Here is a 24,690-nt window from a genome sequence, read left to right as displayed (position 1 = left end):
GCCCGAACCACAGCTTGGATTTGCAATTGGCTGATGTTTGTTGGTCAAGCCCAACTTGCATAAAACCCAATGTTGGCAGTAGTTGTGTCCATATTCTTTTACAATCCATCTTGTCTTCCCGATAGCCAACCACTATATTTTTGTTTATAGAAATTCCTTGTTTTAGTGTCTTTAAGTATAAAGTCAACTCCGCCGTCATAAGGTGCTATTATAAGTTCTTTGTCTACTGAAATGAAAAATGCTCTCAAATTGTCTTCGGCGATGTCTTTAAGTAAATTGTCAAACTTTTTTGCTTGCCAGATTTGGTCACTAAACATAGGCGTATAAAATTGCCCCTGGTCATATTCGTCTGGGCTAATTTTATTTAAGTCGATTGGGTCTAATGAAATAAAAGCAAATTCCTTAATTGAATTTACTTCATCTATTGGATGTAACTCTGTATAACCTTCAGAAGTATGTCCGCCTGTTACTAATAAGAAATTTGAATGACCATTTAATATGTCGGAGATAATTTCATTTTGTCTGTCAAGTAATATGCTCCATTCGTTGTCGTCCTCGGCATAACGTTTTGATTCTGGTAAACTGTGAATTCTAAACCATCTGTCAGCAAAGTCGTGTCTGAAGTGATGTTGAATAAGAGTTGTGTCGGGGTAAGTAGACTTCCAAAAATTATTGAATTGTTCTGCTGTCATGAGGTCTGTTACAATTACTGCCAACATTAGGGTTAGCGAAAGTGCGAGTTTCGCTAACCCGCCTTCTATCCGCAAAAAACCTTCGTTTATCATACCGATTTGGGTATGGTAAACGAAACGCCGGCTTCTTACAGCCCAACTTACCGAACGAAGAAGACAGGCGGGCGAGTTGGGCGCTTAGCTTGCAGTAGCAGCGATACTGCCACTCCCTATCAAGCCCCCAATTATACAGCGCTTCACCGGAAACTACATGCTTCCAGTGGCATTACGGGTTCCCGGGCCCGGCCAAGCACAATAGGGAAGAGCGGTAGTAGGCCCGAATTTTTCTAGATGAGAATAATTCTTATCTAGAAAGTGTTGCCTACCTTTACAGAAGGCAAAAACAACATCAGCAGCTTCGCAAGGCGCGGCGGCGGTTGGCCGAAATCGGCCGCAACGCTGGCCTGTTCACCAAATTCTACTCATCAACCTGACTTTTATGGCTCACGAGCAAGAAGGGCGCGCGCCCGAAAACAACACCACCGAGTACTTCATGAACGATACCTCCGTGGCCAAATGCCCCTTTGCCGGGGGCTCGACCACGCAGGCGGCCGGCGGCGGAACCCGCAACCGCGACTGGTGGCCCAACCAGCTCCGGCTTAACATCCTGCGTCAGCAATCGAACCTCTCCAACCCGATGGGGGAGGACTTCAACTACGCCGAGGAGTTCAAAAAGCTCGATTTGCCGGCCGTTAAAAACGACCTGTTTGAGCTGATGACCACCTCCCAGGACTGGTGGCCCGCCGACTATGGCCACTACGGTCCGTTCTTTATCCGCATGGCCTGGCACAGCGCCGGCACTTACCGCATCGCCGATGGCCGTGGGGGCGCCGGCTCGGGCATGCAGCGCTTCGCCCCGCTCAACAGCTGGCCCGACAACGCCAACCTCGACAAGGCCCGCTTACTGCTCTGGCCCATCAAGCAGAAGTACGGCCAGCAGATTTCCTGGGCCGACCTCATGATTCTGGCCGGTAACTGTGCCCTCGAATCTATGGGCTTGCCCACCTTTGGCTTCGCCGGCGGCCGGGCCGACGTGTGGGAGCCGCTTGACGAAATCTATTGGGGCTCGGAGCGCGAGTGGCTGGGTGGCGACAAGCGCTACAGCGGCGACCGGCAGCTCGAAAACCCGCTGGCCGCCGTGCAGATGGGCCTCATCTACGTGAACCCCGAGGGCCCCAACGGCAACCCCGACCCGCTCGGCTCGGCCCGCGACATCCGCGAAACCTTCGGCCGCATGGCCATGAACGACGAGGAAACCGTGGCCCTGATTGCCGGCGGCCACACCTTCGGTAAAACCCACGGCGCCGCCGACCCCGCCAAGTACATCGAGCACGAGCCCGCTGCCGCCGGTATTGCCGAGCAGAGCAAGGGCTGGCTGAACTCGTTTGGCAAGGGGCACTCCGAAGACACCATTACCAGCGGCCTCGAAGGTGCCTGGACTTCGACGCCCGCCCAGTGGAGCAACGACTACTTCAAGTTCCTGTTTGAGTACGAGTGGGAACTGACCAAGAGCCCCGCCGGCGCCCACCAGTGGAAGCCCAAGGGTAATGCTGGCGAAGGCCTGATTCCGGATGCCCACGACCCGGCCAAACGGCACGCGCCCTTCATGCTGACTTCGGACATCGCCCTGCGCGAAGACCCGATTTACGAGAAGATTTCGCGCCGTTTCCACGAGAACCCCGAGGAATTCGCCGATGCCTTTAGCCGCGCTTGGTTCAAGCTCACCCACCGCGACATGGGGCCCATCGAGCGTTACCTCGGCTCCGAAGTGCCCGCCGAGCAGCTGCTGTGGCAGGATCCGGTGCCGGTAGCCGATTATGAGCAGATTGATGAGGCCGATGTGGCCAAGCTCAAAGGCATGTTGCTGGCCTCGGCCGTATCGGTGCCCCAGCTCGTGCGTACGGCCTGGGCATCGGCCAGCACGTTCCGCGGTTCCGACAAGCGGGGCGGTGCCAACGGCGCCCGCCTGCGCCTGGCCCCCCAGAAGTACTGGGAAGTGAACAACGCCGCCGAGCTGAGCACCGTGCTCGACACGCTCGAAAGCATCCAGCAGGAGTTCAACGACGGCCAGACCAGCGGTAAACGCGTGTCGCTGGCCGACCTCATCGTGCTGGGTGGCGCAGCCGGCATCGAGGAAGCAGCCCGCCAGGCGGGCCACGAGGGCGTGCAGGTGCCCTTCCGGCCCGGTCGCACCGACGCTACTTCCGAGCAAACCGACGTGCAGTCGTTTGCCGCCCTGGAGCCCCATGCCGACGGTTTCCGCAACTACTTGAAGCTCGGCCACGAGGCGTCGCCCGAAGCCATGCTCATCGACCGGGCCCAGCTCCTGACGCTGACCGCCCCCGAAATGACCGTGCTCATCGGTGGCCTGCGGGTGCTCGATACCAACTTCGACTCCTCGCGCAACGGCGTGTTCACCGACCGGCCGGGCCAGCTCACGAACGACTACTTCGTGAACCTGCTCGACATGGGCACCACCTGGAAAGCCACCAGCAAGGAAGACCAGCTCTTCGAAGGCCGCGACCGGAAAACCGGCGTGGTCAAATGGACCGGCACCCGCGTCGACCTCATCTTCGGCTCGAACTCGGAGCTGCGCGGCATTGCCGAAGTGTATGGTACCCACCAGGCCGAGCCCAAGTTCGTGCGCGACTTCGTAGCCGCCTGGAACAAGGTGATGGAAGCCGACCGTTTCGATTTGCATCGGTAAGCTGTTTGCATTCTAAGTTAAAAAGGGTGGCCCGGAAATGGGCCACCCTTTTTTTGAAGCAGTAGAACGGTTGTAGCGCGAAGCTCCGGCTGTTCAACTGCTTAACCGACCGATTTAGCCACTGCTTTAGGACCGTTATAGTGTACGATGTTCTCAATCATGCCCTTGAAAATGATGGAGTGGAAGGGCACCATGGCGTACCAGTAAAGCCGCCCGGCCAGACCGTGGGGGCGAAAGGCGGCCAGTTGTTCGAGCGTGTATACATCGTCGTTGAGCGGGTCGGGCAGGATGCGGAACTGCAGCCAGGCCTCGCCAGGAAGCTTCATTTCGGCGTAGAGTAGCAGGCGGCCGTTGGCGCGGTCGGCGACCAGCACGCGCCAGAAATCGAGCGGGTCGCCGGCGCGCAGGTCGGTGGGGGAGCGGCGGCCCCGGCGCAGGCCCACGCCGCCGGCCAGCTTGTCGAGCAGGCCCCGAATGCGCCAGAGCCAGTCCACTTTGTACCAGCCCCGCTCGCCGCCAATGCTCCACACGTTCTGGATTACCTGCTGGGGCGGGCGCGTAAAGCACACCGTCTGCCGGTCGCGAAACAGGCCGAACTGGGGCATCTGAATGTGGTCCATGAACTGTTTTTCCATCACGCCCGAACTCAGCGCGTCGCTCCAGCTGCTCACTACTTCATTCTGCTCGATGCGCTGGAAGGCCAGCCGCACGGCCGCATCGTAGCTCATGCACGCGTGCGGCACTACGGCCTCAATGCTGCGGGCCGGGTCGGCCACGGTGTCGTTGCGCAAGCTTTCCACCAGGCTCTGGGCCAACGAAAACGTAGTACTGGTAACCAGATACAGCCACCACGATGAGAGGCGGGGCGTGAGCACGGGCACCGTAACGATGTAGCGCTGCAGACCCCGGGCCTGGGCCAGCCCGAGCAGCATCTGCCGGTACGTGAGGATGTCGGGCCCGCCAATATCGAACGAGCGGCCCAGGCAGGCGGGGTTGTCGAGCACCTGCATCAGGTAGAACATCACGTCGCGGATGCCGATGGGCTGGCAGCGCGAGTTAAGCCAGCGCGGCGTCACCATCACCGGCAACTTCTCCACTAAATCCCGGATGATTTCGAACGAAGCCGAGCCCGAGCCAATAATAATGCTGGCCCGCAGCACTGTCAGTTGGGTGGTTTCTACCCGGCTGAGTACCTTTTCCACGGCTTTGCGAGAGCGTAAGTGCACGCTTAGCGCCCGGTCGTTGGCGATGCCCGACAGGTAGATGACCTGCCGGCAGCCGGTGCGACTCAGGTAGCGGCCGAAGCGCCGGGCCGAGAGTTGTTCGAGCCGGAAAAAGTCCTTGTCGTGCCCGCTCATCGAGTGCACCAGATAGTAGGCCACGTCGATATCGAGCGGCATATGGGCCAGTGAGTCGGGCCGCAACAGGTCGCCCTCGGCCACTGTAATACTGGCGCGCAGCCGCTCGGGAAACTCGAAACGGCGGGCGTCGCGCACCAGGCACGTAACGTGGTGGCCTGCCTCGACGAGCAGGGGCAGCAGGCGTTGGCCGATGTAGCCGGTGGCTCCGGTGAGTAGAATATGCATATTTCAAGCTGTTAGCTGAAAGCTAATAGCTATTAGCTTTTTAGGCTGACAACTACGGGACTTGCTGGCGGACAAGTGCTTCCTACAGTTCAACTGGTAATATGGGGCAGAGGTTATTTATAGAAAATGGAAAATCCAGCACGTCATTCAGCGCATAGCAAAGAATCTCGCCCGGGTTTGTTGATACAGCCGTGCAATAAGTCCGAGCGAGATTCTTCGCTACGCGCTGAATGACGCTCACGTCCGGCAAAAAAAACTAACAGCTAATGTCTCTCAGCTAACAGCTAAAAATCAATGCCTCGGACGACGCTGGCGGCGGCAGGCCACCCGGTCGCGCTCGGCTTTGCGTTCGGCGCGCAGCAGCAGGCGCTCCTCATAGCGGGCCAGCAGCTGGCGGCGCACAAAGTGGGCAAGATCGGCCAGCGAAACCAGGCGGGTGGTGCGCAGGAAGCTGAGAATGTCGCGGCGGCGCAGCACGCTGACGCCCGGCAGACCCTGGGCCAGCAGAAACTGCTTGATTTCGGACACCCGCAGCAGCCCGGCTACGGCGGGGCGCTCGACGGTGGCGTTGTACTCGGCCGGCCGATAAACGCGTAAACCGGCCGGCGAGGCTACCAAAATGCCCACCCACTCGGGCAACAGTGGCAGCAGCTTGGCCAGGTGCTTTTCGGTGACTACGAATGTGACGAAATCGTAGGCCCGGCCGTAGCAGGGCAGCTGCCGCGGCACGCGTTGCAGTGTGTCGGCATCGCCCTTCAGCTCGTAGCCGTGCATGAACTGCTCGGTAATGTGCACCACGTCAGCGCGGGTGGTGCCGGTGGGCAACTCATCAATAAATACCCCACCGGCCAGCAGCGGGTACAGCAAAGGGCGGATATCCGCGTCGTTCATTTTAGGAGCTATTAGCTATTGGCTGACGTTTAACATCAGCTTGTGGCTAGCAGCTGTTAGCTATTGGCTAGTAGCTAACAGCTAAATCACCCGTACCCGGTCGTGGTGGGTGTCGTCGCGCAGGATTTCGAGGCCCTTGTAAGCCAGCGGCCGGCCGGTGTTGTGAGTCAGGCCGTCGTTTTCGTAAAGATGCGCTACGTCGAGCACCAGCTGGGTATACTTCCGCTCGCCCAGTTCAATGGCCACCGGGCGGCCCTGGTCAGAATCGAAGATGGCCAGGGCCTGGTCAATTTCTTCCAAAATCTTACTCATAGCTCAAAAGGACGGGTATGCGGAGGAAATATAGAAAGATGCGCGCAGTTATGCCACGCCGCCAGCGGGCCGCCACCACAAAAAACGGCCCCAGCTACTCCGACTGGAGTAGCTGGGGCCGTTAAACGGTTGCAAGAAAAGCCGATTATTTCTTGAGTAGCTGAAGCAGTGCTTCGGCGGCCGGCTCCGAGGAGGCGGGGTTCTGGCCCGTGATGAGGTTGCCGGCCTGGGTTACATAAGGGGCCCAGTCGGCACCTTTGGAGTAGTTGCCGCCGTTTTCCTTCAGCATGTCTTCCACCAGGAAGGGTACCACGTTGGTCAGCTGCACGGCTTCTTCTTCGGTGTTCGTGAAGCCGGCTACTGATTTGCCTTTCACCAGGGGCTCGCCGTTGGCGGCCTTCACGTGGCGCAGCACGCCGGGGGCGTGGCACACGGCGGCTACGGGCTTGCCAGCGGCGTACATGGTTTCAATCAGCTCAATCGACTTCTTGTCCTCGGCCAAATCCCAGAGCGGGCCGTGGCCGCCGGGGTAGAATACGGCGTCGTAGTCAGCACCCGAAACCGAGTCGAGCTTCACGGTCGAAGCCAGCACTTTCTGGGCGTCGTTGTCGGCCTTGAAGCGCTTAGTGGAGTCGGTCTGGGCGTCGGCGACGTCGCTTTTGGGGTCGAGAGGCGGCTGGCCACCTTTGGGCGAGGCCACGGTCAGCGTCGCGCCGGCATCCTTGAACACGTAGTAAGGAGCGGCAAATTCTTCGAGCCAGAAACCGGTTTTTTCGCCAGTGTTGCCAAGTTGGTCGTGCGAGGTGAGCACCATCAGAATATTCATGGGAATCGTATTTAGGGTTTTGAAAAAAAAGAGCGGTAAGCGAAGAAATTAGAATACGGGGGCCAGCGCGTAGCGCGCAACGGTGCGCTCGGTCAGCACGGGCACAATCTGGGCCACTACGATTTGCTGGAAGTGGTCGGAGTCGATGTGGGCCTGGAGGGCTTCGGCATCGGCGTACTGCTCATACATGAACAGGTGGGTGGCGTCGGTGGGGTCCACGTGCACGGTGTACAGGAGGTTGCCCGGCTCGAGGCGGCGCACGGCGGCGGCGGCCTGCTGCATCAGGCGCAGCACCTCGGCCTCGTGGCCGGGCTGCACGCGCCACTCGGCGGCTACGCAGATAATGGTTGAGGGGGAAGCGGACATAATCGGGAGGGAAAGCAGGCCTAGAGGGCCAAGGTCAGAATCTTTTCGACGTCGGCAATCTGCATATCCTGCCGCTCGCCCAGGTCTTTCACGCCGCGCTCCGTGAAGCGCTGCACAATCTGGCGGATGGTGTCGGGGCCCACGTCGTAGTCGCTGAGGCGGGTTTTGATGTCGAGGCGCTCGAAGAAGTCCACGGTAGCCTGCACGGTGGCTTCGGCGCGCTCCTCGTCGGTGCCGGCCGTAATGTTCCAGACGCGCTGGCCGTACTGCACCAGCTTTTCGAGCTTGCCGGCCTGGCGGTAGCGCAGCATCGAGGGCAGCACAATGGCCAGGGTGCGGGCGTGGTCGATGCCGTGGAGGGCGGTCAGCTCGTGGGCCACGTAGTGCGTGCTCCAGTCGGTAACCACGCCGGCCGCCAGCGTGCCGTTGAGGGCATTGGTGGCGCTCCACATGAAGTTGGCCATGGCGTCGTAATCAGTAGGATTCTCGAGCACCTTGGGCCCTTCCTCAATCAGCGTCAGCAGCACGGCCTCGGCCAGCCGGTCCTGGAGCGGCGTGTTGATAGGGTAGGTGAGGTACTGCTCCAGCACATGGGTGAAGGCGTCGGCAATGCCGTTGGCAATCTGGCGCGGGGGCAGCGTAAAGCACGTTTCAGGGTCGAGGACCGAGAACTTCGGGAACGTGAGCGGGGAGCTGAACGCCAGCTTCTCCTGGGTCGAAACGCGGGTAATCACGGCGCCCGAGTTCATTTCGGAACCCGTGGCGGGCAGCGTGAGCACCGCCCCAAACGGCACGGCACTGGCCACCTTGGCCTTGCCGGCCAGAATATCCCAGGGCTCCGCGCCTTCAAACGGAATAGCGGCGGCAATGAACTTGGTGCCATCGAGCACCGAGCCCCCGCCTACGGCCAGCAGGAAGGTAGCCTGCTCGGCCCGACCCAGCTCCACGGCCCGTAGCAGCGTTTCGTAGTGCGGGTTGGCCTCGATGCCGCCAAACTCGACGGTGTCAAAGTCAGCCAGCGCGGCCTTTACCTGGTCGTAGACGCCGTTTTGCTTGATGCTGCCGCCGCCGTAGGTGATGAGCACCTTGGCGCCGGCCGGAATCTGGGCCGTGAGGGCCGCAATCTGACCTTTGCCAAACAGGATGCGGACAGGATTATAAAACTGGAAATTCTTCATAAGTCAGGAAAAAAAGATGCGCCATTACGCGGGCCGGCGGCGTATGCCCGTGGCAGCTCCGCAGAGCCGCGAAAAAGTTGGAGAACAGTGAGCAAGGGGCCGTTAGGCCACCTTCACCACGGCCTTGCCGGTGTTGTCGCCCTGGAACAGGCCCAGGAAGGCGGCCGGAATCTGCTCGAAGCCGTCGGTGACGGTTTCCTCGAACTGCAGCTTCCCCTGGCTGTACCACTCGCCGAGCTGCTTCACGCCCGCCGGCCACTGGCTCAGATAGTCGCTCACAATAAAGCCCTGGAGTTTAGTGCTGGTTTTAAGAAGCTTGCCTTCGGGGCGCGGACCCATGGGCACTTCGGTAGCGTTGTACATCGAAATCTGACCGCAGACGGCAATGCGGGCGTGCTTGTTGAGCAGGTCGTACACGGCATCGGTGATGGGGCCGCCCACGTTGTCGAAGTAGCAGTCCACGCCGTTGGGCGCGGCGGCGGCCAAAGCGGCCGGCAGATCGGCGGTTTTGTAGTTGATGGCCTCATCGAAGCCCAGTTCCTTGAGGTAGGCTACTTTTTCATCGGAGCCGGCCGTGCCAATCACGCGGGCACCCTTGATTTTGGCCAGCTGCCCCACTACCATCCCCACCGCGCCGGCCGCACCCGATACCACTACCGTTTCGCCTTCCTTGGGGTCGCAGATGTCGAGCAGGCCGAAATAGGCGGTAAGGCCCGTCATGCCCAGCAGGCCGAGGTAGTAGCTGATGGGGGCCTGGTCGGCGGGTACTTGCTGCAGCGTTTTGGCCGGGGCCACGCTGTATTCCTGCCAGGGCAGGCTGCCCACCACGATGCTGCCCACCGGCAACTTCTCCTCCTGGCTTTCCATCACTTCGGCCACTACGCCACCCGCAATGGGCTCACCCACTTCGAAGGGCGCCACGTACGATTTGGCGCTGCTCATCCGGCCCCGCATGTAGGGGTCGACGCTTACGTAGCGGGTTTTAAGCAGCACTTCGCCGCTGTTGAGGGCGGGCAGCTCCCGGGTTTCAAACTGGAACTGGGCTTCGGTGGGCTCGCCTTGGGGGCGGCTGGCTAGCAGAATGGTGTTGGTTTGCATGGTTGAGGGTAGAAAGGAGGAACGATAATCCGCGCCCGGAACAAGGGGTGGCCGGCGGGACGAATGATGGTTACAGAGGCAGTGAAAGCGGAAGGTTGACCGGCCGCCGCATCCGCTGGAAAGCGGTGACAGCTGGTCAACCCTCGCAAAAAGACCCGGTAGTTATGCCGCGTAGGTGGTCGTAGTTAGGTTGACCTCGATGTTGTTGCGGGTGGCGCGGGAGTAGGGGCAGATGCCGTGGGCGGCCTCTACCAGCTGCTCGGCCTGAGCCTGCTCGAAGCCGGGCAGGTTCACGTGCAGGTCAGCCGAAATGCCGTAACCGCCGTCTTCGGCCTGGCCGAAGCCGATGAGGGCTTCCACCGTCACGTCCTGGAGTTTCACGCCGGCCTGACGGGCGGCTACGCCGAGGGCCCCTTCGAAGCAGGCGGCATAGCCGGCCGCGAACAACTGCTCGGGGTTGGTGGCGCCAGCTTTGCCGGGGCCGCCCATTTCCTTCGGCGTGCTCAGCGTCAGGTTCAGTACTTCGTTGCTGGTGCTGATGGCGCCGTCGCGGCCACCTTTGGCTTTGGCCTGCGCCGTGAATACTTTGTTGGTGAGTTTCATACGGGAAAAAATAAAGGAGAAAAAAAGCGGGCTATTGAAGCCGGGTAAGCAAGTGATTGAGCTGGTTGCGCAGGGCTACGAACTCCTCCGTCGGCATATCGAGGCGGGTTAGTAACTGCTCCGGAATCCGGCAGGCTGGCCCGCGCAGGGCCTCGCCCGCCGGCTGCAGTCCGATAATGACAGACCGCTCATCGTGGGGGGCGCGGCGGCGACTAAGCCACTGCCGCTGCTCCATGCGCTTGAGCAGGGGAGTGAGGGTGCCCGAATCGAGCAGCAAATGCTCGCCCAGTTCTTTTACCGTCAGTTCGCTGTGTTCCCAGAGTAGCAGCAGCACCAGGTACTGCGGATACGTGAGGCCCAGTTCCTGCAACAGTGGCTGGTATGCCTTGGTGAGCATGCGGGAGGCGGCGTAGAGCGGAAAGCACAACTGGTTGTTCAGCCGCAACAGCGGGTTGGAAGCATCGGGCGACAGAGGAGCTGCGAAATCAGTCATGTTAGTTAAACGGAGAAAGTGTTGTACAAGTTTTAATTGTGCACAATTAATATGTAAAAAGAATTGACCAGATGCCTCAAGCGACACCTGGTCAATCAATTATTAAAGCAGGTCAGGCCGTCTTCAGGCCTTTTCGTAGGCCTGAAAACCGCCTATCAGATTGCGCACCTGGGTAAAACCCTGCTGCTGCAAGAAGGCCTTGGCCACGGCCGAGCGACTGCCGCCCTTGCAATGCACCACTACTTCCTGGTCGTGCAGTTCTTCCAGTTCCTCTACTCTGCCGGGCAACTCTCCTAACGGAATATTGCGGCTACCGGCAATGTGGCTTTCTTCGTTTTCCCAGGTTTCGCGCACATCAATGATAACGGGGGCGGTACCTTGAACTAAGCGGGCTTTAAGTTCAACGGCAGTAATGTCGGTCATAGCAGAGTAAAAAGAGCAGAAAAAGCCCCGCATGGAAAGGAAGGTGGTAGGGCTTCAAACGCAACAATAACAAAAAAGCCAGACAATAAGCGCCAAGTGCATTGTGGGCCTACTGTCCACCCACCGCCAGCCGCTGCGTGATGATCTGGCCATCAGGCAGCAGCAGGCGCACAAAGTAGAGGCCGGCGGCTAGTGGTAGCTGTAGCTCCGGCTGGCCAGCCTCGGCGACGGGCTGCTCCCATACCACCCGGCCCAGGGCATCGAGCACGGTGGCGTGGCGGTAGGGGCCGGGTACCCGCACCCGGCCGTTGGGGGCAGGGTTGGGGGCGAGGCGGTAGCGGGCAGCCACGTCGGCGGTGGGCGTGGCCGTTATCACGCCGCCGCCCATCAGCGGCCGCAACATCAGGGCACCCGCAGGGCTGTAATTGGTGGCGGGGTTGAATTTCTGCCAGACTCCCTGCGAGCCGAAATACAGGTAATCGGCTGGTGAAGCATTGTTCAAATCGTAGCCAAACTCCACGAACTGCGTGGTAGGGGCTTGGCCGTAACCGGCAAAAAAGTTGCTGCTCACCTTCACTGGCGTATCAAACACCACGTCTACGTAGGGCTGGCCCGCTGGCAGCGTGAGGGGCACAGTAAAGGTTTTGGTGGCCTTGGGCTGGGCTGTGGGTTGGCTGCTGCCCTCCGCAACGTCCCAGATGGCGGCCGTGAGCGTGCGCCCGGCAGCAGTAGCCAGCACCGGATACAAACGCAGACCCCGCACTTGGTCGGGCTGGTTGAGGTCGAAGCGCAGGGCGTAGTAGCTGGGCGGACCGGTAGAGGCCGGGGCCAGGCTCAGCGAGGCCTCGGCCGTGCCGTCGTCGTAAGCGAAGTAGTCGCTCAGGTCGGTGCGGCGGCTAATGGTGTCGTTGGCGAGCGTGCGCGGGTCGGTTTCGTTGGTGATGAGCACCACCCGCTGCCGCAGCTGCTTGGGGGCGGGTGTAAGCGGCACGGCGGGCACGCTGGCTTCGCCGGCTATCGGGTACTGCCGGGCCTGGGCATCGAGCGAAGCGTTGCCCCGCAGAAAGCGCGAGGTGATGTTATCAGGCAGCACATCGAGCAGGCCCAACCAGGTAATGGGCGTGGGAGCGGGGCCGCCGTCGAGGTTGTTGGCCGTGGTAGGCGTGCGCGTTGTGGCCAGCTCGCTGGTGACGTTGGCATTGAACTGGTTTACCGGCATAGCCGTGTAGCGGCGCAGGGCGCTGGGTAGGGCCCGGCTGGTAGCAATGTCGCGGAAGGTCGAGTCGGTGGCCGAGCGGTTACGGTCTAGGCGCACGTAATCCACGCTCCAGGCGTCGCGGGCGTTGTAGAGGTAGCCGCTGGTACGAATCCGGAACTGAAAGGCGCCGTGCAGGTAAGCAGCCTGATCGATGGGCAGGGCCTTAAAGCGAAAGTTGGTCGTATCACCCGGACTATTGAGCCGCCACACCTCATCCCAGGTGCCGCCCTGGCCTTCGCGCTTGAACTCGACGTAGAGCGCGATGGGCCGGGTGCCGCTGGATTCGGGCCGGCCGCGCCGGGTGCCCGCCTGCCAGAAGAAGCTCAGATACACCTTGTCGGTAGGCTGCAGGCCACTCAGGTCGATGGGTTGCGAGGTCAGCGAGTCGGCGTCGCCCACCCGGCCGATGGCGCCGCGGGGCCGGCCGAGGCCATCGAGGCCATCGAGGGTGGCCACGTTGCGCGAAATGGGCCGGCGCGGATAGCGGTTGTTCACCAGTGCGCCGCCCGTTGGTTCCCAGCGCTGGGCATCGGGCCGGCCCTCGGGCTGGCGCGCAAAGTCATCGAAAAACGGCAGCGGCAGCACCACCGCCCGCTGGGCCGCGCCGGCGTCGCCCACCAGTGCGTGCGCCGGCTCCGAGCCCAGCGGCCGGACTTGCTGGGCTCGGCTTAGGGCGGGAATCAGTAGTAGCAACGAGGCCAGCAGATAGCAGTAGCGGTAGTTCATAAGTAAAAAAGTAAAGGCAGGTTTCGGGGCGAAGTATGTTTCGTAACGCGTCGCGCCAGCACATACGCGTATAAACGCAGCAAGGCCCGCTGGCGTGCAACGAACCTTGCTTTTCTGAGCTATTCGCTGACAGCTGAATGAATGAAAGCTATTAGTTGTTAGCTGACAGCTATTAGCTTTCGTTCATTCAGCTAACAGCTAACAGCTAACAGCTACTCTACCCCCTTCAGCGGGCCCGAGCCGGCCACCCACAGATCTACGAGCTGGCCCATGCGGATGGTGCTGCCGGCGCCAGGTACGGGGCGCTGCTTGGTGATGGTGCCGTCGGTTTCGCCGTTGCGGGCGGGTTCGTAGAAGATTTCGCCCACCTGCAGGCCCTGGCCCACGAGCAGGGTGGTGGCCTCGTCGGCGGGCATATTTACGAGGTTGGGCACCGGAAACTCCTGGTTGCCCAGCCCGTCGCCCACTTCCAGGTCTACGCGGGTGCCCTTAGTGATGGGGTCGCCGGCCGCTATTTCCTTGCCGTTCACCGACTGCCGCAGCACGGCGTCCTTCTGAATGTTGGGCACAAACTTGAGTTGGCCGACTATCAGATCGTAGCTTTTGAGAATCATCTGAGCATTTTTCACCGAGCCGTCGGTGAGCTTGGGCATCTTGATAACGGGCGGATTTTTCATTGACACCGTTACGTAAAGCTTGCGGCCCTGCTTCACCTGCTCGCCCGCTTTGGGCTCCTGCTGCAGTACCGTGCCGGGCTTTATTCCGGCGTTATAGGTGCTGTCATCGACCAGAAAATCCAGGTCCCGCTCGTCGAGGTAATCCTCCAGGTCGGCCTGGTTCATGCCCGTTACCTTGGGCACCACAATCGTTTCGCCGTGGTTGGTGGTGATGGGCAGATACACGAAGAAAAAGCCGAACCCCAGCGCCCCTACAAGCACCAGAATCAGGAGCAGGTGCTTGAGCAAATCGGCCGGCGTATCGGAGCGGAGAAAAGACATTTAGTTGGGAGAAGCTAGGAGTTGGAAGCTGAGAGCCAGAAGGGCAAAGTTAGGATATTGGCGCGGTGCCAGGCCAAAACCGCCTGACGTAGGGGCGGGGCTTGCCCCCGCTCACCATTCGCGCCGATTCAACGAGTCCGTTCAGCTGCGGGCGGGGGCAAGCCCTGCCCCTACATCGTGCGCACGGCCTGCTGCTGGGTGCGCTGCTTGCCGAACTCCAGAATCTGGTCGATGAACTGGTAGGGCGTGTAGCCGGCCAGCGCCGTCTGGTGGAAGATGCAGGTGGCCGGCGTCATGCCGGGCAGCGAGTTTACCTCAATGATGAGCACCTCCACCGCCCCGTTGGCGCGCACCCGCACGAAGGCGTCGATGCGGGCATAGCCCTGGATATGCAGGATTTCGGCCACCCGGCGCAGTTCCCGCTTCACTTCCTCCGAAATGCGCTGCCGCTCGGCGGCCTCCGGGGCGTAGCGGGCCGGGGTAATGTTCTGGCCTTCGCCGGCCAGAAACTTCTCCTCCAGGCTCAGCACCTCGCCCGTCGCCAGCGCCTCGGAGGCCTCAAACACCTCGATTTCCAGCTCGCCACCGGGGCCCCAGTGGGTAAGCAGGCCGCCGGTTACTTCCAGAAAATGCGCGGCGCCGTCGCGGTCAATCAGCGTCTCCACCAAAAAGGCCTCCTTGCGCGGGAATTCCTCCTTGAAGCCCAAACTAAGCGTGGTGGCCTCGGCGGGCAGCAAATCTTCCTGGTCGCGGAAGATGAGGCGGGTGAAGGCTTCCAGCTCCGCGCGGTTTTTGATTTTCTTCACCGCTGAAGAGCAGCCGTCGTCGGCGGGCTTGGCGATGAAGGGGTAGGGAAACTGGGTTTCGAGGCCGCGGAAGAAGCTTTCGGCGTCGGCGGCCCACTCTTGGCGGGCGGCCATGCGGTGCCCGGCCACCCGCAGGCCGGCTTCGCGCAGGCGGCGGTTGGTATCGAACTTGTTGATGGTGACCTGGCTGCTGGCCACGCCCGAGCCGTTGTAGGGCAGCCCGAACTGCTCCAGCTGCGCTTGCAGGGCCCCGTCTTCGCCGGGGCGGCCGTGCAGGGCAATAAACACCTCGTCTACCATGGCGGCCAGCTCCTCGAACGTTACCCGGCGGGGCTGGGTGGCGGCGGGGCCGGCGTAGGTGCTGGTAATACCCTCGGCCTCGCGGCGGATGCGCGCCAGAACCGGGTGGGTTTCGTGGCCGGCCTCGTGGTGCTCAATTTTCTCGCGGATGTCGTCGGCGTTGTCCTTGAGCATCACGTTGATGGGCAGTACATAGAGGCGGAATTCGGCGCTGCTGCCGGTCAGGAACACCGGCACCGGCTCATACTTGATGCTGGAGCTGAGCTTCTCGTAGATGTTACGCCCGCTTTCCACCGAAATGTGCCGCTCGGAGGAGTAGCCGCCCATAATCACGGCCACCCGAATGCGTTGTTGCTCGCCCGCGGCCCGCGCGGCCACGGCCGCATCGAGGCGGGCCAGCAGGGCCGCCAGCTTCACCGGCCCTAGCCCGCCGCGCCGCCGCGCCGCCAGCGAGGTACGAATCAGGTAAGTCAGGAACTGGCTGGGGTTGAGCCCGATTTCGGCCGCCTGATGGAAGAAAAACGAAGCCGGTAACATGCCCGACGTCGTGTTCGGGTCGTTAAGGAAAAGGGTGCCGTCGGCCTGAATAAAGCCATCGAGGCGGGCATATACCTGGAAGCCGAAGGTGCGGAACATGGTTTCGCAGGCGTCGCGGATGGCCTGAATATCGGCCTCGGGCAGGGCAATGGGCGTGATTTTACGAGCCAGGCCGGGCAGGTACTTCGAGCGGTAGTCGAACATCTCGTCGCCCTTCACAATCTCGGTGGGCGGCAACGCCAGCGGCTGGCCGTTGGAGTCTTCCACCACGATGCACGAGAACTCGCGTCCCTGCACGAAGCTTTCCACCAACACCTGCATTTCGCCCTCCACGCTTGTCAGCAGCACGCTTTCGGCCGTTTCCAGCCGCTCATTCAGCGCATGCAACAGCTCGTCAGGCCGATAGAGTATGCTTGAGCTATTAGCTGCTAGCTGTTGGCTGTTAGCTTCGTTCAGCGTGGAGCTGTCAGCTAACAGCTCCACGCTATCAGCTAAAACAACGGGCAGGCCAATACCGTCGCGGATATCGACGAGGCGCTGGAGCCAGCTGATTTTCTGGGCGTCGCTCAGGCCCTGCCACTCGGCCTGGGTTACGGTTTTGCGGAACAGGCTGCGCTCGATGGCCGCGGCGAACTGGGCCACGTCGGCTTCGCGCAGAATGCTGATACCGATGCTGCTGCCCTGGCGCGGAGCCTTGAACACCAGCGGCAAACCCAGCTCGCGCACCAGGTAATCCAGCGTGGCCTGCGGGTCGGCAGCATCCCATTCTTTGGCCGTAATCAGCCGAAAATCGGGGGTGGGCTGGCCCAAAGCCTTGAGTAGCTTCTTCTGGGCAACCTTATCAATACCGAACGCCGAGGGCAGAATGCCGGAGCCCGAATATGGAATGCCGTACCACTCCAACAGGCCCTGGATGGCCCCGTCTTCGCCGCCTGGCCCGTGCAGGGCCAGGAACGCGAAGTCGATGAGCTGGCTTAGCTCGCGCGGTTCCACGCGGCGGCCCACTTCGGCAATGATGGCGTCCTGCTCGGCGGCACTTAGTTCACCCAGGCTCTCGAAGTAGAGCTGCACCGGTACGCTGCTGGCCGGCAGCGCCGAAACGGGCGGGTAGAAGTCGCGGATGGTGCCCTTGTAAATGAACTCCCAGTTGAGCAGGATGAAGTTGCCGCTGCTGTCGACAAACACCGGCACGGCCTCAAACAGGGCCTTGTCGAGGTTGTCGTACACTGTGCGGCCGCCCGCAAAACTGATTTCCCGCTCCCGCGACGGGCCGCCAAAGAAGATGCCTATTTTCATACGAGGGTAAAGGTACGGGTTTGGGTGATTGGAGGGAGGTAATGGGGTGAGGAGGGCTGGGGTGACGGGGTGGGGAGGTTGTCATTCTGAGCGGAGCGAAGAATCTCGCTTGCAGTGCTAACCCCTATCATTGGGAATTACTTTGGCACGCGAGATTCTTCGCTCCGCTCAGAATGACAATCTCCCCACCCCGTCACCCCAGCCCTTCATCCCCCAAAGCCTTACCTTCGCCCCAAGCCAACCCTATTCCCATTCCATGAAAACCCTCGATCAATACAACTTCGCCGGCAAGCGGGCCGTGGTGCGCGTTGATTTCAACGTGCCGCTCGACAAAGACTTCGCCATCACCGACGACACCCGCATCCGGGCGGCCACGCCGACTATCAAAAAGATTCTGGCCGATGGCGGCTCCGTAGTGCTGCTCTCGCACCTGGGCCGGCCCAAAGGCGGCCCCGAAGACAAGTTTTCGCTTAAGCACATCGTAAGCCGCCTGAGCCAGGAGTACGGCCAGCAGGTGCAGTTTGCTGAGGATGCCCTGCAGGCCGAAGAGCAAGCCAAAAACCTGCAGCCTGGCCAGGTGCTGCTGGTTGAAAACGTGCGCTTTTATAAGGAGGAAGAAAAAGGCGACGCCGATTTCGCGGCCAAGCTGGCCAAGCTGGGCGACGTGTACGTGAACGATGCTTTCGGTACGGCCCACCGCCGCCACGCCTCCACGGCCGTTATGGCCGAAAGCTTCGTGCCCGCCGACCGCGTGGGCGGCTATCTGCTGCTGAGCGAGCTGGACAACGCCAAAAAGGTGCTGGAGCAGGCCGAGCGCCCCTTCACGGCCATCATGGGCGGGGCCAAAATCTCCGACAAGATCCTCATCATCGAGAAACTGCTCGACAAAGTGGACAACCTGCTCATCGGCGGCGGCATGGCCTACACGTTTGCCAAAGCGCAGGGCGGTAGCATCGGCAGTTCGCTGCTCGAAGAAGACAAGATGCCCCTGGCTCTGGAGCTCATCGAAAAGGCCAAGGCCAAAGGTGTCAACCTGCTGCTGCCCACCGACAGCCTCATTGCCGATAAATTCGCCAACGACGCCGAAACCAAAGTAGCGGCCAACGACCAGATTCCGGATGGCTGGCTCGGCCTCGACCTTGGCCCCGATTCCATCAAGGCCTTCACCGAGGTGGTGCGCAACTCCAAAACCATCCTCTGGAACGGCCCGATGGGCGTGTTCGAGCTGCCCACTTTCGCCAAAGGCACCACGGCCGTAGCCCAAGCCATTGCCGACGCCACCCGCGAGTCGGGCGCTTTCAGCCTCATCGGCGGCGGCGACTCGGCGGCGGCCGTCAACCAGCTTGGTTTCGCCGATCAGGTAAGCTACATCAGCACCGGTGGTGGCGCGCTGCTCGAGTACATGGAAGGCAAAGAACTGCCCGGCGTCGCGGCGCTGGAAGCGGAGCAGGCATAAGACAGGAACAAGCGAAACGGCCGGCCACTGGATGATGCTTCCAGTGGCCGGCCGTTTCGCGTCTGGGGCAGCCGGTTCAGCGAAAACCTGCTGAACCGGGCCGGTTAGCTTGTTGCTGCAGGTCCAGCAGCTGCTCGTGCGTAATAACCTTCTGCTCGTATAGGGTCGCGTAGGCTTCGAGCTGCTGTTGGAGGGGCAGATAGGAGTTGAACCGGGCGTAGCGGGTCCACAGGTAGTCCTTGGTATGATTGCGCACGGCTACTGCAAACTCCTCAATCGTTGCCCGCTCGGAGTCGCGGTTGCCCAGCATGATGCTGCCGGCGCCTGTGGTGAAGGTAATGGTCCAGCGCCACCGGGTATACGTGAAATAGCAGAGCCCCAACACCAGCAGGCCCAGCAACGACATACCGACCTGCTCGGACCAGGCCGGCAATGGGTTTTCGGCCCACTGCGCAAAGTAGCTGATCAGGAGCGCCCCCGCGAAGAAGGTCAGGTAAATTGGAAACGAGGTTTCAGCGGCCGTACGTACGGGCAGCAGCTGCTCGTACGGAATTTCCAGCCGCAGTTGCCGGAAAAGTCCCTGCTGGTCAACCAGCAGCCCGTCGGCGGTAGTAGTCAGGCGCGTGTAACCTCGAATCGGGTGCTGCTGGTAGAGTTCCATCGCGCAAGAAGGGCGGGTTAATTCAGATAGGGCGTTTCCAGGTCCATGCCCATGAGTTTGAGGGGCTCCAGGGAGGGGCGGCCGGTGAGGCGGGTGCTGAGAATGCGCAGCTCGGGCTCACTCAGCACATCGAGGTTGTGGAGCCAATGCAGACGGTGGAGCTGCAGTTCAATGGGCCCCAACGGATTGACCTGGGCGTATTCCTGGCGCAGGTAGGCGTGGGCGCGCAGGCGTAGCGCCTCAGTGAAGGTGTCGAGGGCGGCGCGTTGGCCGGGCCTATCGTGCAGGCTCAGGCGGATGCGGTTGGTGGCCAGCGTGGCCGTGCGGCCGAAGTAGCGGCGTGCCAGCCACAGCCCGACCAGGCCCAGTACAAAGCCCAGGCCGGCGGCCCACATTTCGGGCGGTACGGGCGCGCCGGCCTTATCGGTAACCAACCGGCTTACGCCCTGAAACCCGAACCAGACCAGCAGCCACAGCCAGGAAGGCGGCAGCCGCACCGGAGCCGGGGCCTCAAACTCCAGCCCCACCGGCAGCAGCTCCTCGTACGGAATCTCGGTTTCCAGCCACGGCGTGCCGTTGCGGCGGCGCTGGCTCACGTACAGGCCGTGCTGGCGCAGCAGCAGCAGCGAAGAACCGCGAAAAATATGCTTTTGAGAGAATTGCGGGAAAGTCATCTATAGAAAGAAAACGATAAAACCTGTTGTTCCGGGCAGCACCCAGAATGGGAGTGGAGCCTTCTGAATGAAGCGGGCGAAGGCCGATTACTGGATAATGATAGGGGAAGGCGCAAAGCAGAGGACAAAAATAAGCAGCATCAGCCAGCCCAGTACCTTACGGCCCGGCGAGAGTGGCCGTTCGTCGGGCGCAGGCGGGTGGAAGATGCCGGTGGCACGGGCCAGCAGCAACCCGAACAGCAGCCAGCCGGGGTTGCCTTGTATACCCGGAAATCCGGAGGCCAGCGCTATTTGCCCCAGCCACACGGAAGCTCCCAGCAGCAGCGCCCGCCGGGCCGTGGGCACTGCCCGGCGCAGCACCAGCCATAAGTACAGCGCATAGGGCAGGCTCCAGGTCAGCCAGTCGTCGGTGCTGGTATTCAGGATGAACAGGCCGAGTCCGGCGTAGAAAATGAAGGCTACAAATAGCAGGATGGATACCCGCGCCGCCCGGCGCGGCCCCAGCAACCCGTACACAATATGGCCGCCATCGAGCTGGCCGATGGGCAGTAGGTTGAGGGCCGTGAAAAACAGCGAAAACACGCCCGCCACCAGCACTGGGTAGTGCAGCAGTTCGTAGGGGTGGGGCAGCAGCGCCGGATCGGCCAGCAGCGCGGCCATAGCCTGAAACAGCAGCGGCTGCCCCAACGTGACCACGCTGCCAGCCGGCATATTCTGGTAGGCGTAGCGGCCGTACTCGGCCCCGTACTGCCGTAATTCGGGATGAATCTGAAACAGGTATTCCAGTGGTGGCAGGTGCGTGAGGCCGTACCAGAGCACGCCTACGGCCACCACAAAGCCCGCCAGCGGCCCGGCCAGCCCCACATCAAAAAACTCGCGCCGCGAATGAATCTGCTCCTTGATGCGGATAACTGCGCCAAACGTGCCAAAGCCCAGCGGCAGCGGAATAAAGTAGGGCAGCGAACTGCTGATGCGGTTGTAGCGGGCCGTGAAGTAGTGCCCGAACTCGTGCACCGTAAGCACCGCCAGAAACGGCCCCGCGTACCACAGGCCCGGCTTCAGCGCTGCCCACACTTGCACCAACGGCTGCGCCAGCAGCTCGAAGGGCAGCATCGTTTGCAGAAAGGTGTTGTCGGTGAGCGTTACGCCGGCCAGCGTGGTGGTGAGCAGGGTAACCAGAAACAGCAGCAGGTGCAACCCGTAGCGGGCCGGCCGGGGCCACGGCCGCTCATAGCGCCGGAACGCTACTTGCGCATCAGCCGCTGCCTCCGCCGCCGTGAAGGTGGGCGTTCCGGCCGCGTCGGGAAACGGCAGGGGCAGCAGTGGTTCCGGCGGCGGGGTAGGTTCGGGCCGGGTGGGGTCAGGCGGAAAAGGCACGGATAGCGGCGGGCAGGGCGTCCTGCAAAGTAAGGGGCGGAGTCAGGAAAAGCGTGTGCAGCCCCAGCCGGCGGGCCGTGGCAATATGCTGGGGGCTGTCTTCGATAAACAACGTATCGGCGGCCTGCCAGTTCATTTCGCGTAGCGCGTGCCGGAATATTTCCTCGCCCGGCTTGCGCAAACCCACTTCCTGCGAGTAAAATACCCGGTCGAGGCAGTCGGCAATACCGTTCTGCAGGCCGTACTGCGCCCGTAGCCGCCGGTTGATTTCGGTGATGTGCAGGTGGTTGGTATTGGAAAGCAAGGCCGTTTGGTAGCCCTGGCGGCGCAAATCGGCTATCAACGCCAGCCGTTCGGCCGGCACGTCGAGTAGCATGGCGTGCCAGGCGGCGTCGAGCTGCGCATCGGTGGCCTGCAGGCCGTAATGCTCGCGCAGCCCGTCCCGGAACTCGGCCGCCGAAATGTGGCCGGTTTCCAGTTGGTCGAACATCTCGGCTTGGGCGGCCTGCGTGAATTCAATGCCGCTGCCCAGGGCCCGCATAGCCTCCAGCGTACGGTTGTAGTCGATATTGATGATGACGCCGCCGAAATCGAACAGCAGGTGCGGAAGTTTTTCAGCCATAGGGTTGGAGCGAAGCAAAGGTATGCGTAGAAGCAGGCGACCGGGCTGGCGCCCCACTGCATAACGCAGGTAGCCGCCAGCTTTGCCGGATAAAAAATTGCAAATGCAACCGCAAAAGTCGAAGTTTGCAGGGCTGAAACCAACCGCCCTGGCAGTTGAATAAGCAACGGGCCTATAGCTCAATTGGTTAGAGCAGCTGACTCATAATCAGCAGGTCACTGGTTCGATTCCAGTTGGGCCCACAAAATGCCGTTGTAAATAGCTGTTTATCAGTTGTTTACAACGGCATTTTTTATTCCTGGGACAGGTGGCGGGACAAAAAAATCCTTTTGCTCAACTTTCTAGGGTGTCCTGCTTGCCAAAAGCTGGGTTTAACTTACTTTCAGACCTCAACATTAACGGTGCTAACTATTATCACTGATTTAGCTAGTGCTTATCCCCCAATTAATAGAAAAACCTATGAGTGACGTTTTAGAAGTCCAAATCATGCCCACTACCGGCTCGTTGTACCAGCGAGGGTTCGACATCGACACCATGGAAGTGGAGCCAGGCGAGACGTTTGTAATCGATAAGAAATTCGAGGGGAGCATCAGCTGCGAGGAAGAGAACTACATCTTCTGGGATAGAGACCAATTCACCAACCAGAAAGAGCAAGCCGAACCCGACGACGCCTACTTCCTTCGTCCCGGCAGCTATCTGTTCCATGATGATGGTATCACTATTGAAAAGCTGAAATAATTAGCTGCCATGATTCATGTACTTGTAGTACCCGAAATAGACGAATTCAAGGAGTCCGTTTCGCACGAAGACACGATTCTGATTAACCTAAGTCTGGGCAACCCAAAGCTCAAGCACTGGAATGCCCGGTACGTGGCTCCCTGCTGGATATATGGCAGTGAACCCGGCATCCGTCGAATCTATCATATCCTCGACGTCAGCAACGACGGCCAGAGTACCGTGCTTAAGCTGGGTAACTCCTTCCTGCTCGATAAGGTCTGGAATGGGATGGGCCAGTCACGCCGCTTCGAATACCACCCTCTGAAGAACTTTGGTTTCGTTGAAGTACAGGAAGGCTTCCTGATGAAATTCAAAGTCTGACACCGTAGTTTTAATAAGCTGCCCCTCACAGCCGTGCGGGGCAGTTTTGCATTACCCCTTAGTCATTTCGCCCCGTGGCCAAACAGAAGAAAGTAGTTGCCGAAGAGCCGCTCGAAAAGCAGCTCTGGAAAACCGCCGACAAGCTCCGCAAAAACATTGATGCCGCCGAGTACAAGCACGTGGTGCTGGGCCTCATCTTCCTCAAATACATTTCCGACTCCTTCGAGGAGCACTACGCCAAGCTGCTGGCCGGCGAGGGCGAGTACGCCGGGGCTGACCCCGAAGACCAGGACGAATACAGAGCCGAAAACGTCTTCTTCGTGCCGGAGTACGCCCGCTGGCAGTTCCTGCAAAACAACGCCAAAGCCAGCCAGATAGTGGTGCGCGACCCCGAGGGTAAGGACATCACCGTGGGCATCGGCGGGGCCGTGGACAATGCCATGGACTGGATTGAAAAGGACAACGCCCCGCTGAAAGGCGTGCTGCCCAAAGTATTTGCCCGCCAGAACCTGGACCCCACCAGCCTGGGCGAGCTGATTGACCTGGTAGGCAACATCGCCCTGGGCGACGCCAAGGCCCGTAGCGCCGACGTGCTGGGCACCGTGTTCGAGTACTTCCTGGGCGAGTTCGCGCTGGCCGAGGGCAAGCAGGGTGGCCAGTTCTACACCCCGCGCAGCGTAGTAGAGCTGCTGGTAGAAATGCTGGAGCCCTACCAGGGCCGCGTGTACGACCCCTGCTGCGGCTCGGGCGGCATGTTTGTGCACTCCGAGAAATTCGTGACTGAGCACCAGGGGCGCGTCAACGACATTTCCATCTACGGGCAGGAAAGCAACCAGACCACTTGGCGGCTGGCCAAGATGAACCTGGCCATCCGGGGCATCGACAGCTCGCAGGTGAAGTGGAACACCGAGGGCTCCTTCCTCAACGACGCCCACCGCGACCTAAAGGCCGACTACATCATTGCCAACCCGCCCTTTAACGTGAGCGACTGGGGCGGCGAGCTGCTGCGCACCGATGGCCGCTGGAAATATGGCGTGCCCCCCGCCGGCAACGCTAACTTCGGCTGGATGCAGCACTTCCTGCACCACCTGGCTCCCACGGGACAGGCGGCCGTGGTGCTGGCCAAGGGCGCGCTCACCTCCAAAAGCTCGGGCGAGGGCGACATTCGCCGGGCGCTGGTGGAGGGCGGTGTCATCGACTGCATCGTGAACCTGCCGGCCAAGCTGTTTCTGAACACCCAGATTCCGGCCGGCCTGTGGTTTATGAACCGCAACCGCCAGGGCGATGCCCGCTTCCGCGACCGTAGCGGCGAGATTCTCTTCATCGACGCCCGCAACCTGGGCTTCCTGGTGAACCGCCGCACCCGCGAGCTGAGCGACGACGACATCCGGCGCATTGCCGACACCTACCACCAGTGGCGCACCATTGGCGGCAGCTACGAGGACGTGTCCGGCTTCTGCATGGCCGCCCCCCTGGCGCGGGTGCAGGAGCTGGACTACGTGCTGACCCCCGGCCGCTACGTGGGCCTGCCCGACGACGAGGACGAGTTCAACTTCACCGAGCGCTTTACCACGCTTCGGGCGGAGCTGGAGGCGCAGCTGAGCGAGGAAAGCGCCCTGAACAAGCTGATTGCGGATAACCTGGCGAAGATTTTAACGGCGTAGGAA

Annotated in this window: 23 protein-coding genes and 1 tRNA gene; 6 read left to right on the top strand and 18 right to left on the bottom strand. The window is 60.8% G+C overall.

The genetic code is table 11. The features are described 5' to 3' along the window. Window positions 1–98: 98 nt before the first annotated feature. The gene (locus BLW21_RS04805; RefSeq protein WP_092738296.1) at window positions 99–785 is read right to left on the bottom strand and encodes a DUF3885 domain-containing protein; all 687 of its coding nucleotides are present in this window, start codon (window positions 783–785) and stop codon (window positions 99–101) included. A 439-nt stretch (window positions 786–1,224) separates the two neighbouring features. Here BLW21_RS04805 and katG point away from each other — a divergent pair, with 439 nt between their 5' ends. Continuing rightward, window positions 1,225–3,438 carry a catalase/peroxidase HPI gene (gene katG / locus BLW21_RS04800; RefSeq protein ID WP_139255083.1) on the top strand — a complete coding sequence of 738 codons (2,214 nt, stop codon included), beginning with the start codon at window positions 1,225–1,227 and terminating at the stop codon, window positions 3,436–3,438. Window positions 3,439–3,539: 101 nt separating this feature from the next. On the opposite strand, the gene BLW21_RS04795 is transcribed toward katG, so the two are convergent. From BLW21_RS04795 to BLW21_RS04735, 13 genes are all read right to left on the bottom strand, one after another. Next, the gene (locus tag BLW21_RS04795; RefSeq protein WP_092738294.1) at window positions 3,540–5,024 is read right to left on the bottom strand and encodes an SDR family oxidoreductase; all 1,485 of its coding nucleotides are present in this window, start codon (window positions 5,022–5,024) and stop codon (window positions 3,540–3,542) included. A 291-nt stretch (window positions 5,025–5,315) separates the two neighbouring features. Beyond that, on the bottom strand, window positions 5,316–5,915 hold the full coding sequence (locus BLW21_RS04790) for a sce7726 family protein (protein WP_092738293.1): 600 nt from the start codon (window positions 5,913–5,915) through the stop codon (window positions 5,316–5,318). 81 nt (window positions 5,916–5,996) lie between these two features. Next, on the bottom strand, window positions 5,997–6,227 hold the full coding sequence (locus tag BLW21_RS04785; RefSeq protein WP_092738292.1) for a hypothetical protein: 231 nt from the start codon (window positions 6,225–6,227) through the stop codon (window positions 5,997–5,999). A 145-nt stretch (window positions 6,228–6,372) separates the two neighbouring features. After that, a complete protein-coding gene (locus BLW21_RS04780) occupies window positions 6,373–7,053 on the bottom strand; it encodes a type 1 glutamine amidotransferase domain-containing protein (RefSeq protein ID WP_092738291.1) in 681 nt (226 codons plus the stop codon). Between the two features lie 48 nt (window positions 7,054–7,101). Then, on the bottom strand, window positions 7,102–7,419 hold the full coding sequence (locus BLW21_RS04775; RefSeq protein WP_092738290.1) for a putative quinol monooxygenase: 318 nt from the start codon (window positions 7,417–7,419) through the stop codon (window positions 7,102–7,104). A 20-nt stretch (window positions 7,420–7,439) separates the two neighbouring features. Further along, window positions 7,440–8,597 (bottom strand): iron-containing alcohol dehydrogenase, encoded by a 1,158-nt coding sequence (locus tag BLW21_RS04770; RefSeq protein ID WP_092738289.1) that lies wholly within the window; start codon window positions 8,595–8,597, stop codon window positions 7,440–7,442. 102 nt (window positions 8,598–8,699) lie between these two features. Next, entirely contained in the window at window positions 8,700–9,695 is a 996-nt protein-coding gene (locus tag BLW21_RS04765) for an NADP-dependent oxidoreductase (RefSeq protein WP_092738288.1), read from the bottom strand. A gap of 162 nt (window positions 9,696–9,857) precedes the next feature. Further along, the gene (locus BLW21_RS04760) at window positions 9,858–10,298 is read right to left on the bottom strand and encodes an organic hydroperoxide resistance protein (RefSeq protein WP_092738287.1); all 441 of its coding nucleotides are present in this window, start codon (window positions 10,296–10,298) and stop codon (window positions 9,858–9,860) included. Window positions 10,299–10,329: 31 nt separating this feature from the next. Next, complete coding sequence (locus BLW21_RS04755; RefSeq protein ID WP_092738286.1) at window positions 10,330–10,791, bottom strand: MarR family winged helix-turn-helix transcriptional regulator; 462 nt, start codon at window positions 10,789–10,791, stop codon at window positions 10,330–10,332. Between the two features lie 123 nt (window positions 10,792–10,914). Then, window positions 10,915–11,214 (bottom strand): rhodanese-like domain-containing protein, encoded by a 300-nt coding sequence (locus BLW21_RS04750; RefSeq protein WP_092738285.1) that lies wholly within the window; start codon window positions 11,212–11,214, stop codon window positions 10,915–10,917. 109 nt (window positions 11,215–11,323) lie between these two features. Beyond that, window positions 11,324–13,198, bottom strand: a complete 1,875-nt coding sequence (locus BLW21_RS04745) for a hypothetical protein (protein WP_092738284.1) — start codon at window positions 13,196–13,198, stop codon at window positions 11,324–11,326. Window positions 13,199–13,410: 212 nt separating this feature from the next. After that, window positions 13,411–14,196 carry a PASTA domain-containing protein gene (locus BLW21_RS04740; protein WP_092738283.1) on the bottom strand — a complete coding sequence of 262 codons (786 nt, stop codon included), beginning with the start codon at window positions 14,194–14,196 and terminating at the stop codon, window positions 13,411–13,413. Window positions 14,197–14,366: 170 nt separating this feature from the next. Beyond that, window positions 14,367–17,135, bottom strand: a complete 2,769-nt coding sequence (locus BLW21_RS04735) for a D-alanine--D-alanine ligase family protein (protein ID WP_092738282.1) — start codon at window positions 17,133–17,135, stop codon at window positions 14,367–14,369. Between the two features lie 256 nt (window positions 17,136–17,391). Between BLW21_RS04735 and BLW21_RS04730 the strand changes: the two genes are divergently transcribed. Beyond that, window positions 17,392–18,591 carry a phosphoglycerate kinase gene (locus tag BLW21_RS04730; RefSeq protein WP_092738281.1) on the top strand — a complete coding sequence of 400 codons (1,200 nt, stop codon included), beginning with the start codon at window positions 17,392–17,394 and terminating at the stop codon, window positions 18,589–18,591. Window positions 18,592–18,667: 76 nt separating this feature from the next. Here BLW21_RS04730 and BLW21_RS04725 read toward each other — a convergent pair whose 3' ends face one another. From BLW21_RS04725 to BLW21_RS04710, 4 genes are all read right to left on the bottom strand, one after another. Continuing rightward, on the bottom strand, window positions 18,668–19,252 hold the full coding sequence (locus BLW21_RS04725; RefSeq protein ID WP_092738280.1) for a hypothetical protein: 585 nt from the start codon (window positions 19,250–19,252) through the stop codon (window positions 18,668–18,670). Between the two features lie 17 nt (window positions 19,253–19,269). Next, window positions 19,270–19,926, bottom strand: coding sequence for a hypothetical protein (locus tag BLW21_RS04720; protein ID WP_092738279.1), 657 nt, complete (start codon window positions 19,924–19,926; stop codon window positions 19,270–19,272). 87 nt (window positions 19,927–20,013) lie between these two features. Continuing rightward, entirely contained in the window at window positions 20,014–21,303 is a 1,290-nt protein-coding gene (locus BLW21_RS04715) for a site-2 protease family protein (protein WP_245711810.1), read from the bottom strand. After that, on the bottom strand, window positions 21,287–21,925 hold the full coding sequence (locus BLW21_RS04710; RefSeq protein WP_092738278.1) for an HAD family hydrolase: 639 nt from the start codon (window positions 21,923–21,925) through the stop codon (window positions 21,287–21,289). Before BLW21_RS04710 ends, BLW21_RS04715 begins: the two co-directional genes overlap by 17 nt. Window positions 21,926–22,093: 168 nt before the next feature. Between BLW21_RS04710 and BLW21_RS04705 the strand changes: the two genes are divergently transcribed. The 4 genes from BLW21_RS04705 to BLW21_RS04690 all read left to right on the top strand — a co-directional run bounded on the left by BLW21_RS04705 (window position 22,094) and on the right by BLW21_RS04690 (window position 24,687). Continuing rightward, a tRNA-Ile gene (locus BLW21_RS04705) sits at window positions 22,094–22,167 on the top strand. A 217-nt stretch (window positions 22,168–22,384) separates the two neighbouring features. Beyond that, window positions 22,385–22,663 carry a hypothetical protein gene (locus BLW21_RS04700; protein ID WP_092738277.1) on the top strand — a complete coding sequence of 93 codons (279 nt, stop codon included), beginning with the start codon at window positions 22,385–22,387 and terminating at the stop codon, window positions 22,661–22,663. 9 nt (window positions 22,664–22,672) lie between these two features. Then, on the top strand, window positions 22,673–23,023 hold the full coding sequence (locus BLW21_RS04695; protein WP_092738276.1) for a hypothetical protein: 351 nt from the start codon (window positions 22,673–22,675) through the stop codon (window positions 23,021–23,023). 74 nt (window positions 23,024–23,097) lie between these two features. Continuing rightward, window positions 23,098–24,687: a type I restriction-modification system subunit M gene (locus BLW21_RS04690; RefSeq protein WP_092738275.1), complete on the top strand. Its 1,590-nt coding sequence runs from the start codon at window positions 23,098–23,100 to the stop codon at window positions 24,685–24,687. Window positions 24,688–24,690 lie beyond the last annotated feature (3 nt).

Source organism: Hymenobacter psychrophilus (assembly GCF_900107135.1).
GTDB classification, from domain to species: Bacteria; Bacteroidota; Bacteroidia; order Cytophagales; family Hymenobacteraceae; genus Hymenobacter; species Hymenobacter psychrophilus.
Note: the sequence above shows the minus strand (reverse complement) of the source record. Positions and strands in the feature narration are given on the sequence as shown.

Coding starts and splice junctions, on each gene's coding strand:
- BLW21_RS04805 (WP_092738296.1), bottom strand. CDS start 785: ATGATAAACGAAGGTTTTTTGCGGATAGAAGGCGGGTTAGCGAAACTC.
- katG (WP_139255083.1), top strand. CDS start 1,225: ATGAACGATACCTCCGTGGCCAAATGCCCCTTTGCCGGGGGCTCGACC.
- BLW21_RS04795 (WP_092738294.1), bottom strand. CDS start 5,024: ATGCATATTCTACTCACCGGAGCCACCGGCTACATCGGCCAACGCCTG.
- BLW21_RS04790 (WP_092738293.1), bottom strand. CDS start 5,915: ATGAACGACGCGGATATCCGCCCTTTGCTGTACCCGCTGCTGGCCGGT.
- BLW21_RS04785 (WP_092738292.1), bottom strand. CDS start 6,227: ATGAGTAAGATTTTGGAAGAAATTGACCAGGCCCTGGCCATCTTCGAT.
- BLW21_RS04780 (WP_092738291.1), bottom strand. CDS start 7,053: ATGAATATTCTGATGGTGCTCACCTCGCACGACCAACTTGGCAACACT.
- BLW21_RS04775 (WP_092738290.1), bottom strand. CDS start 7,419: ATGTCCGCTTCCCCCTCAACCATTATCTGCGTAGCCGCCGAGTGGCGC.
- BLW21_RS04770 (WP_092738289.1), bottom strand. CDS start 8,597: ATGAAGAATTTCCAGTTTTATAATCCTGTCCGCATCCTGTTTGGCAAA.
- BLW21_RS04765 (WP_092738288.1), bottom strand. CDS start 9,695: ATGCAAACCAACACCATTCTGCTAGCCAGCCGCCCCCAAGGCGAGCCC.
- BLW21_RS04760 (WP_092738287.1), bottom strand. CDS start 10,298: ATGAAACTCACCAACAAAGTATTCACGGCGCAGGCCAAAGCCAAAGGT.
- BLW21_RS04755 (WP_092738286.1), bottom strand. CDS start 10,791: ATGACTGATTTCGCAGCTCCTCTGTCGCCCGATGCTTCCAACCCGCTG.
- BLW21_RS04750 (WP_092738285.1), bottom strand. CDS start 11,214: ATGACCGACATTACTGCCGTTGAACTTAAAGCCCGCTTAGTTCAAGGT.
- BLW21_RS04745 (WP_092738284.1), bottom strand. CDS start 13,198: ATGAACTACCGCTACTGCTATCTGCTGGCCTCGTTGCTACTACTGATT.
- BLW21_RS04740 (WP_092738283.1), bottom strand. CDS start 14,196: ATGTCTTTTCTCCGCTCCGATACGCCGGCCGATTTGCTCAAGCACCTG.
- BLW21_RS04735 (WP_092738282.1), bottom strand. CDS start 17,135: ATGAAAATAGGCATCTTCTTTGGCGGCCCGTCGCGGGAGCGGGAAATC.
- BLW21_RS04730 (WP_092738281.1), top strand. CDS start 17,392: ATGAAAACCCTCGATCAATACAACTTCGCCGGCAAGCGGGCCGTGGTG.
- BLW21_RS04725 (WP_092738280.1), bottom strand. CDS start 19,252: ATGGAACTCTACCAGCAGCACCCGATTCGAGGTTACACGCGCCTGACT.
- BLW21_RS04720 (WP_092738279.1), bottom strand. CDS start 19,926: ATGACTTTCCCGCAATTCTCTCAAAAGCATATTTTTCGCGGTTCTTCG.
- BLW21_RS04710 (WP_092738278.1), bottom strand. CDS start 21,925: ATGGCTGAAAAACTTCCGCACCTGCTGTTCGATTTCGGCGGCGTCATC.
- BLW21_RS04700 (WP_092738277.1), top strand. CDS start 22,385: ATGAGTGACGTTTTAGAAGTCCAAATCATGCCCACTACCGGCTCGTTG.
- BLW21_RS04695 (WP_092738276.1), top strand. CDS start 22,673: ATGATTCATGTACTTGTAGTACCCGAAATAGACGAATTCAAGGAGTCC.